The 8774-nt window shown below is 48.3% G+C and carries 6 protein-coding genes; all 6 read left to right on the forward strand.

Annotation, left to right across the window (positions count from 1 at the left end; genetic code table 11):
- Positions 1-419 precede the first annotated feature (419 nt).
- The 6 genes from P5G61_RS16475 (at position 420) to P5G61_RS16500 (ending at position 8425) form a co-directional block, all read left to right on the forward strand.
- Positions 420-2207: a cache domain-containing sensor histidine kinase gene (locus tag P5G61_RS16475; protein WP_301247508.1), complete on the forward strand. Its 1788-nt coding sequence runs from the start codon at positions 420-422 to the stop codon at positions 2205-2207.
- Positions 2182-3735, forward strand: coding sequence for a response regulator transcription factor (locus P5G61_RS16480; RefSeq protein ID WP_301247509.1), 1554 nt, complete (start codon positions 2182-2184; stop codon positions 3733-3735). Before P5G61_RS16475 ends, P5G61_RS16480 begins: the two co-directional genes overlap by 26 nt.
- 219 nt (positions 3736-3954) lie before the next feature.
- Positions 3955-5238 carry an ABC transporter substrate-binding protein gene (locus P5G61_RS16485; RefSeq protein WP_301247510.1) on the forward strand — a complete coding sequence of 428 codons (1284 nt, stop codon included), beginning with the start codon at positions 3955-3957 and terminating at the stop codon, positions 5236-5238.
- A 142-nt stretch (positions 5239-5380) separates the two neighbouring features.
- Positions 5381-6283, forward strand: coding sequence for a carbohydrate ABC transporter permease (locus P5G61_RS16490; RefSeq protein WP_024633027.1), 903 nt, complete (start codon positions 5381-5383; stop codon positions 6281-6283).
- Between the two features lie 2 nt (positions 6284-6285).
- Positions 6286-7125, forward strand: coding sequence for a carbohydrate ABC transporter permease (locus tag P5G61_RS16495; RefSeq protein ID WP_024633028.1), 840 nt, complete (start codon positions 6286-6288; stop codon positions 7123-7125).
- A 175-nt stretch (positions 7126-7300) separates the two neighbouring features.
- Positions 7301-8425 (forward strand): rhamnogalacturonan acetylesterase, encoded by a 1125-nt coding sequence (locus P5G61_RS16500; protein WP_301247553.1) that lies wholly within the window; start codon positions 7301-7303, stop codon positions 8423-8425.
- The last annotated feature ends 349 nt before the right edge of the window (positions 8426-8774 follow it).

Below are 8774 nucleotides of genomic sequence, written 5' to 3' on the forward strand. Positions count from 1 at the left end.
GTTTACTAGACATACTAAGATTATCCTTTTGCTTCCTTGACGAATTATGGATTGCGCGGACTGGCAGACCCGGCTATCCTGAGTAAAGAAAATGAACGGAACTTTGATATAAATCATTGTTCATCGATTTCCATCAGTTAGTGGACATTTGGTAAATAAGTAAAAAACACTTTAGTTATGCATCTATTCTTTCCCCCAATATGGATCGGTCGAAAAACTATCTCTAAGATTTACCTGAGATTTTTCTAGATTTACTAACTAAATCAGTTAATCGACTAGAGATTCAAACACATGGTAAAGCCCAAATATAATATGGCTTGTCATCTGACCATGGATGTGTAAATATGAAAATAACTTACAGTAGATCGAAAACCATTTCGAATGGACAGCACCCTTCGCCAGCCAAAGGAGCGCTTTGGATGAGAAAAATTAAGAACGCTTTCACGAGATTGCCGATTCATCACAAAACCATTCTTCTCATCGGACTTCTGATGTTGATCAGCTTCGCATTCTATGTATCTGTCCTGAGATACGTGTTCAACATTTATGACCGACAAATCTATGAGAAATCCTCACAGGTGCTTAATATGTCTTCGGTGGGCATCGAGAACCAGCTGCGTGAGATTTCCAATCTATCCTTTAAAGTCATGTCTGACGAACCACTACAGCAATACCTTCTCCAGTTGGAAAATGCCGAAACGGGATATGAGCAAAATGGCCTGCGCAAAAAAATCACCAACAGATTGGTGGCTTATGCAGGTTCAGAGAAATACGTCTATTCCATGATCTTTATCGATAATGATAATAATGTTATGGCGGCTGGGAACCGTGAGGGAATCTCGGAAGCAAAACAGAGTGAATTGGTTGCTCTGGGACAACAATATTCGGGCTCCAATGCCTGGTACACGGGTGGGGACCAGCAAGCCAGGCTGTTGTCGGTTAGACAGGTAAAGTCTTTTACCGGTGGAGCATTCACGCTGGAGAAGCTTGGCACCCTCGTTATTCGTGTACGGCTAGATCGGATTGTTCAGGACCAGATGCAGCATCCGGCAGAGGATTCACAGTTATTAATTACAGATGGCCGGGAAGTGATCTACCCGACAGAGTCGACTGTCAGCAAATCTGAAATTGAGTCGGAACTGAAGCGGTCTCAGCCTTATGGGATCGCCATGTTTGAGCAGGGTAGAAATTTTGTCGCCCGTGCACATTCTTCCTATACGGATTGGGTGTATCTGTACATGACGCCCTTTGACCAGATGTTTAAGCAGATCCAGTTTGTCAAACAGCTGGTGACTGTCATTTTTATCATGATATTCCTGGCGGCGCTTGTATTTGGGGCTAAATTTTCCCGTAGTATTACACAGCCGATCGCCCAGTTGATCAAGAAAATGCGCAATATCGAAAAAGGGGATCTGGATAAGCTGGAGGAAGCAGCGCTTGGCAACGTTCCGGTATCTTCGCAGAATGAGGTTGGGTTGCTGCATCGCACGTTCAAGATGATGTTACAGCGCATACGTGAACTCATTGATGAGAATTATGCGAAGCAGCTCGTGATACGAGAGACTGAATTGAAAGCGCTTCAGGCGCAGATTAATCCACATTTTCTGTACAACACACTGGAATCAATCAACTGGCTTGCCAAAGTGCAGAAGCAGCATCAAATCTCTGAAATGGTTGAGGCCCTCGGATTTCTGCTGCGAAGCTCCGTGAACATGTCCGAGAAGTGGATTACTTTGGAACGAGAAATAGAAATTGTCCGCAGCTATGTGACAATCCAGCACACGCGATTCGAGGAAAGGCTTGATTTTGACATGGACATTGCGCCCGAAGTGGGAACTGCACGCATTCCGAAGTTAACCCTGCAGCCACTGGTGGAGAACGCCATTCATTATGCTTTGGAGCCAAGCATAGAACCTTGCCGTATTCGGATCAAAGCGAGAGCGGATGGAGACAACGTTGTGATTGAAGTGGAAGATGATGGTCCAGGCATGACTCCCGAATTTCTGGAGCAATTGCAGGAGGGACGTATTCAGACGAGGGGACAGGGGATCGGACTGTCGAACATCAAGGAACGGATCAGGCTGACCTTCGGGGACGAAGGCGAAATGATCATGAGCAGCAATCCCGGATCAGGGACCGTAGTATCGATCAGAATACCTTGGATCAGAGAGGACGATGACGATGTACAAAGTGATGCTCGTAGATGATGAACGTGTCATTCTGGAGGGGATTTCGCAAGTCGTGGACTGGGCCGCAGCAGGAACGGAGCTGGTGGATACCGCAAGAAACGGGATTGAAGCGCTGGATAAAATCGGTCATTCCAGACCGGATATTATCATTACGGATATTTCGATGCCGGGCCTGGATGGTCTTGGATTAATTGAAAAGGCGTCCGAAGCTTACCCTGGACTCCGCTTTATCATGTTGTCTGGTTACAAAGAGTTCGAATATGCTCGCCGGGCTATGCAATATGGAGTGAAGCATTATCTGCTCAAACCGTGTAACGAGAACCAGATTCACGATGCCTTGTCCGAGCTGCTTCAGGAACACCAGGATGCCCAGGTGAAGGAACATGTGGCCGGAGAGATGAAACAGCGGCTGCAGCGGGTGCTCCCACATGTGAAGGAGCAGTTCCTGCTGGAGTTCATGACGAACCAAACCTATGGTCCGGTTGATTTGGAGTATTATCAGGAGCTGTTTGAACTGGAGCTGGAAGATAGCGAAGTTCGGCTGCTGCTGTTTCGGATTGCAGATGAACATGATTATAGTCATTTATTTGCGATCAAAAACATCGCCAGTGATCTGCTGCCCCATGTTCTGTTAAGCACGACCATTGAAGGCAAACTGTTAATTCTGCTAGGGGACTCTTCCGATCCGGTCGGTTTAAAGGAGAGCATTGAGGAAGTGCGGGCTGCTTTTACCAGACTGTATAAACTCGAAGTTACGGCTGCCCTTAGTGAGGCGGATCGAATGATTCAATCCAGGCGTTTGTTCCGTGAGGCGCTGCAATGCCTGAACCACCGCTTTTTTATTGGCGAAGGCAAGTTGATTACCAAAAATGATCTGGCCCTGGCCGGGGAATGTGCTGGGGTACACGTTGAACAGGATGCAGAGCAGCTGTGCCAGTTGATTAAGTCAGGTAATACCGAAGAAGCTGCAGCGGAAGTAGATCGCCTCTTCGATCTTTTATCCGGTCAGCAGCTTGAAATTGGGATTACCCGTTCGTATGTGGTGCAGTTGTACTCCGCTATGATTCATGTCTGTCCACCTGAGGAGGCAACGGAATTCACTCAGCGCATGGCAGAGCTGCCCCATATCGATACCTTGTCTGGCTTAAAATCCTTTGTAGCCAGCAGCGCAGCCCGGTTAACCTCCGGTTATTACAAAAACCACATTAGCCGTCAGTCTTCTGCCGTGGAGAAGATGATGGATATTGTAGACCGTCATTATGGCGAAGCTGATCTATCCCTTAACGGTGTCGCTCATCAGATGTTATATATGAACCCAGATTACTTAGGTAAAATTTTCAAAAAAGTGACCGGCGAGAACTTCTCCAATTATGTGAATCGTTTGCGTATTGAGCGTGCCTGCGACCATATTCGCAGGGGTGGGGATGTGAAGGTATTTGAGCTTGCCGAATTGTTTGGCTTCGGAGGAAACTCGCAATATTTCAGTCAGGTATTCAAAAAGTGGACCGGCATGACACCTACCGAATTCCGTAGAACTGGCTTATAACAATCAACTGACGATCATGTAGTCGGAGTATGAGGGGGACGAACCGCACCGGGAGGGTGCAGTTGTCCTCCTCTGTTTTTTGAACCAACAAGACGGTTTTGTGTATTCAACTATGGTCTCACATTTGCGAAAATGACAATATAAAGTTTGTGAAAGCGTTATCAGAAAATGAAGGTAACTCATTCACACAACCATATCAACATAAAAGGGGAGATTGGCATGGTGAAAAAGGCAATATTCCTGATGATGGCGGCATTGCTGGTATTAACAACGGCATGCAGCAGCAGCGGAGGATCGGGCGAAACATCTGCGGATGGTTCGGTAACACTTCGTATCGCGTGGTGGGGATCGGATGCACGTCACGAGTATACACAGAAGGTCATTGACTTGTACAAAGAGAAAAACCCGAATGTCAAAATTGACGTGGAATATGCGTCGTTCGATGACTACTGGAAAAAGCTCGCTCCACAAGCTGCAGCGAATCAACTGCCGGACATTGTTCAGATGGATATTTCCTACATCAGCCAATATGCACAGAACGGACAGCTCGAAGATCTGTCCCCGTATCTCGGAAATCAGATCAAAGTGGACGATGTATCCGAGAACGTAATTAGCACAGGTATTATCAATGAAAAACAATATGGGGTACCTGCGGGTGTTAACGTACTGGGTTTCCAGTATGATCCGGCTCTGCTCAAAAAAGCGGGTGTAGATGCCTTACCTGAAAATATGACCTGGGAATCATATGAAGAGCTTGGCAAGCAAACGGCTGCCAAAGGGCTATTCTTGGATGGAGGCGTGGCGCCGGATATTTTCTTCCACTATTTCCTGCGGACCAAAGGATTATCCCTCTACAATGCTGAAGGAACAGGGCTTGGCTATGATGACGACAAACTATTCGTTGAGTTCTTCGGACTCATGCGCCGGATGATTGAGCAGGGCGCAGCGCCTTCACCGGATCTGGCGAACCAAACCAAAGGTATCATCGAGGAATCCGATCTGGTTAAAGAAAAAGGAATTGGTGTATGGCAATGGTCCAACCAGTTTGTAGCCTTGCAGCAGGTAGCCAATCGTCCATTGGAGATTGCACCAATGCCTGGACCGGACATGGAAAAAGGTCTGTATATGCAGCCAAGTATGTACTGGGCTGTAACATCAAACTCGAAAGTGAAGGAAGAAGCAGCCAAATTCATCGATTTCTGGGTGAACGACGTGGAAGCAAACAAACTGATCAAGGGCGAACGCGGTGTGCCAATCTCGGGCAAAATCAAGGAAGCTATCGCTCCTGAGCTGAGTGACGCAACGAAACAGGTATTTGACTTCGTAGCGGCCATGGAGCCTAAGGCTTCGCCAATGAGCCCACCACCACCGGTAGGTTCGCCGGAAGTCATTGCTTCTCTGGCGGATGTTGTGGAGGAACTGAACTTTGGCAAGATTACACCGGAACAAGCAGCAGCGACATTCCGCAAAAATGCCGAAGCGGTTCTTGCCAACAATAAATAACAGTTGAATGATCGCTTGCTCATCCCATGACCGGGATGGACGGGAACTGGGCTACTCGCATACCGCGAGGGCCTTTCCCCGTCCATGAGATCGAAACGAAGGCTGTGGGAAGTAAGTAGATCCATAAAGGAGGTTTGTTCCGTTGAGGCAATATTCGTCGTTGCGCAGAAACTTAACCGGGTATGCATTTATTAGTCCTTTTATCATCGGCTTTCTGGGCTTTACGCTCATTCCGATGTTTGTATCTCTATACATGTCGTTTACGAGTTATAATCTGTTCACTTCTCCACGGTGGATTGGGATGGACAACTACACCAAGATGTTCTTTGATGATCCGAAGTATTGGAACTCGGTTAAGGTAACGTTCCTATACGTGTTCATTGGTGTGCCATTAAGGCTGGTCTTTGCACTTTTCGTAGCCATGATCCTGAATACGGGCTCCCGTATGGTCGGAACGTACCGAACCTTGTACTATCTGCCATCCATTATCGGTGGTAGCGTGGCCGTGTCCATTATGTGGCGTAACCTTTTTAGTAATGAAGGTGTCATCAACAGCGCATTAACAGCAATCGGAATTGGACCAATCAGCTGGTTTGGTGATCCAAATGCGTCTCTGGTTATGCTGATCTCGTTATCTGTCTGGCAGTTTGGATCTTCCATGCTCATCTTTCTGGCAGGTCTGAAAAATATCTCCCCCGAGATGTACGAAGCAGCAGGTGTGGATGGTGCCAACCCGGTACGCAAATTTTTTGGTATCACCTTACCGCTGCTCAGCCCGATCATTCTGTTTAACCTGATTATGCAGACCATCGGTGCATTCATGACCTTTGTACCTGCATATATCATTTCTAAAGGCGAGGGCGGGCCAATGGACGGTACCATGCTTTACTCGCTGTATCTGTTCCGTCAGGCCTTTATGTTTAACAACATGGGTTATGCTTCGGCCATGGCCTGGATCATGCTTATTATGATAGGCATACTCACAGTTGCGGTGTTCCTGACATCCAAGTTCTGGGTGTTTTATGAATCCGAAGGAGGGAAGTAACGATGGTTTGGAGAAATGTGAAATGGCCCATCTATCATCTGTTCGTTGCAGCTTTGGCCCTCCTGATGCTCTATCCCGTGCTATGGATGCTGTTCAGCTCCTTCAAGGAAAGCCGCACCATCTTCGTGACTGCCGAGTCCCTGTTTCCTACAGAATGGATCTGGAGCAACTACGCGGATGGCTGGAAAGGTGCAGGCGGAAGACCGTTTATGGATTACATTACCAATTCACTTGTTATAGTAGTTATCTCCACGATTGGTGCCGTGTTATCCTCGTCGTTGATCGCTTTCGGTTTTGCACGGCTTAACTTCAAGGGGCGTAACTTCTGGTTCTCCCTGATGATGCTGACCCTGATGTTACCGCATGATGTTGTACTCGTACCCCAATATATTATCTTTACGAAGCTTGGCTGGTTGAATACCATTCTGCCGATTGTTGTACCTACATTCTTCGGGATGCCGTTCTTCATCTTCCTGATGGTTCAGTTCATTCGTACAATTCCGAAAGAGCTGGATGAGGCCGCTACTATTGATGGATGTAACAAGTTCAGACTGTATGTGCAGATTATTATGCCGCTCATCAAGTCATCACTCGCAACGGCAGCCATCTTCTCCTTCTACTGGAGATGGGAGGATCTGCTCGGTCCAGTGCTGTATCTGAACTCGCCGGATAAATATACCGTGTCGATGGCACTGAAAATGTTCCTGGATAGCGAATCTGCTTCCAACTGGGGTGCGATGTTCGCGATGTCCATTGTGAGTCTCGTACCCGTTGTAGCCGTGTTCTTTATTTTCCAAAAACAAATTGTACAGGGCATGAGCACCAGCGGATTGAAAGGATAAACGATATTCACTGGATCCAAACCTGAATTAAGCATGTTGAAAAAGGAGGCTCTTCCTATTGAATAATGCTCAGGGGAATCAGGCTGTTACCACGGAGGTAACGTTAGAGGGCGGTAAAGAATCCGTCACCCACTGGAAGTTCAATTTTGGACCGGACTCGGGTAGTGCGGGTGAGATTGAGGGTTATCTGAAAGTGTCTGCCAGCACCCTATATGAAGAACAGGGGGAATACGGTTTTGAATCCGGCTCCCTTGTGTATGAGAAACAACGGTTAAGTGAAGACGACGTATTAGATACCAGTAGGGCAAACAACGGCAATCAAGGGCAGGCCACTGTGTCTGCCCGATTGCGTTCAAGCTTTTGTATTCCGCTCAAGGCATCTTTCATCGTTGATGTACCCGATGGAACCTATCAAGTATTGCTAATTGAAGGGGATGAATGGGCAGAGACGATCACCCGGGTCAAAGCCGGAGAGGGCAGACTAATGCTGCCAACCATTCGTACTCTTCCTGGACAATGGGCAGAGGTTCGATTCTCCGTTGTGGTTCGCGGGGGGAAGCTCCGACTATCGTTCTCCGGTCCCGCGCCACGGATCAATGCAATGGAGATCACGCTTGCGAATCAGACGATGACTGTATTTCTCGCTGGTGATTCTACCGTGACGGATCAGCCGGAGAGTGGATATCCATACTGTGGCTGGGGACAGCTGTTACCGGCTCAGTTCAAACACGATGTTGCTGTAGATAATCATGCCCAGTCTGGCCGTAGCTCCCGCAGCTTTATTAATGAAGGCAGGCTGGATGCCATTCTGGAGAAGATGAAGCCGGAAGATTTTCTGTTTATTCAATTTGGACATAACGATGAGAAGCCGGGCCCTGACCGGGGAACGGAACCTTTCATAACATATAAGGAGTATCTGAAAAAGTATATTGATGCAGCCCGCGGAGCGAGTGCTCATCCGGTGCTCGTGACACCAGTGCATCGGCGCTACTTCGCTGATGACGGAACATTGACCGACACCCATGGCGATTATATTATCGCCGTGCGTGAGCTGGCAGAAGAGGAAGGGGTGCCGCTGATCGATCTGGCTGAGCGAAGCCGCATCCTGTTCGAGCAAGCGGGTATTGAAGGCAGCAAGGCGGATTTCATGTGGGTGCTGCCGGGTGAGTACGTGAACTTCCCAGCAGGCGTGGAGGATAACACGCATTTCCAGGAGCGCGGTGCCCGTCGCCTCGCCATGGAGGTGGCAGAAGCCATCCGCGAGCTGCGACTTCAGCCGCTGCAAATGTATTTGAGGTAAGCGGCGAAGGAGGGCGGAATCGGAGCAGAGGGAGCGAAGCGTCCGCCTTTGGAGCGGGATTTCCCCTACTGAGGGGGAATGAAAAGAAATCCCGAGCCAACAGCGGCCCACAGCCCGATCCGCCCACCGAAGCGCCCGCACCGCGATTCGCCATTTGTGCTTTTGTTACTCAGCGAGTTAACGAAGTAACGAGCAAATTTGCTCTTAAGTTGCCCAACGAGCATAGCGAAGGCAATAAGCCTTTAAAAAGCCAAGGCGAGCGTTGCAGCGAAGGAGGGCGGAATCGGAGCAGAGGGAGCGAAGCGTCCGCCTTTGGAGCGGGATTTCCCCTACTGAGGGGGAATGAAAA

It is taken from the genome of Paenibacillus vandeheii, assembly GCF_030433635.1.
Classification (GTDB): Bacteria; Bacillota; Bacilli; order Paenibacillales; family Paenibacillaceae; genus Paenibacillus; species Paenibacillus vandeheii.

What these genes read in the sequence shown, in the direction of transcription:
- P5G61_RS16475 (WP_301247508.1), top strand. Translation starts at nt 420, where the DNA reads ATGAGAAAAATTAAGAACGCTTTCACGAGATTGCCGATTCATCACAAA.
- P5G61_RS16480 (WP_301247509.1), top strand. Translation starts at nt 2,182, where the DNA reads ATGTACAAAGTGATGCTCGTAGATGATGAACGTGTCATTCTGGAGGGG.
- P5G61_RS16485 (WP_301247510.1), top strand. Translation starts at nt 3,955, where the DNA reads ATGGTGAAAAAGGCAATATTCCTGATGATGGCGGCATTGCTGGTATTA.
- P5G61_RS16495 (WP_024633028.1), top strand. Translation starts at nt 6,286, where the DNA reads ATGGTTTGGAGAAATGTGAAATGGCCCATCTATCATCTGTTCGTTGCA.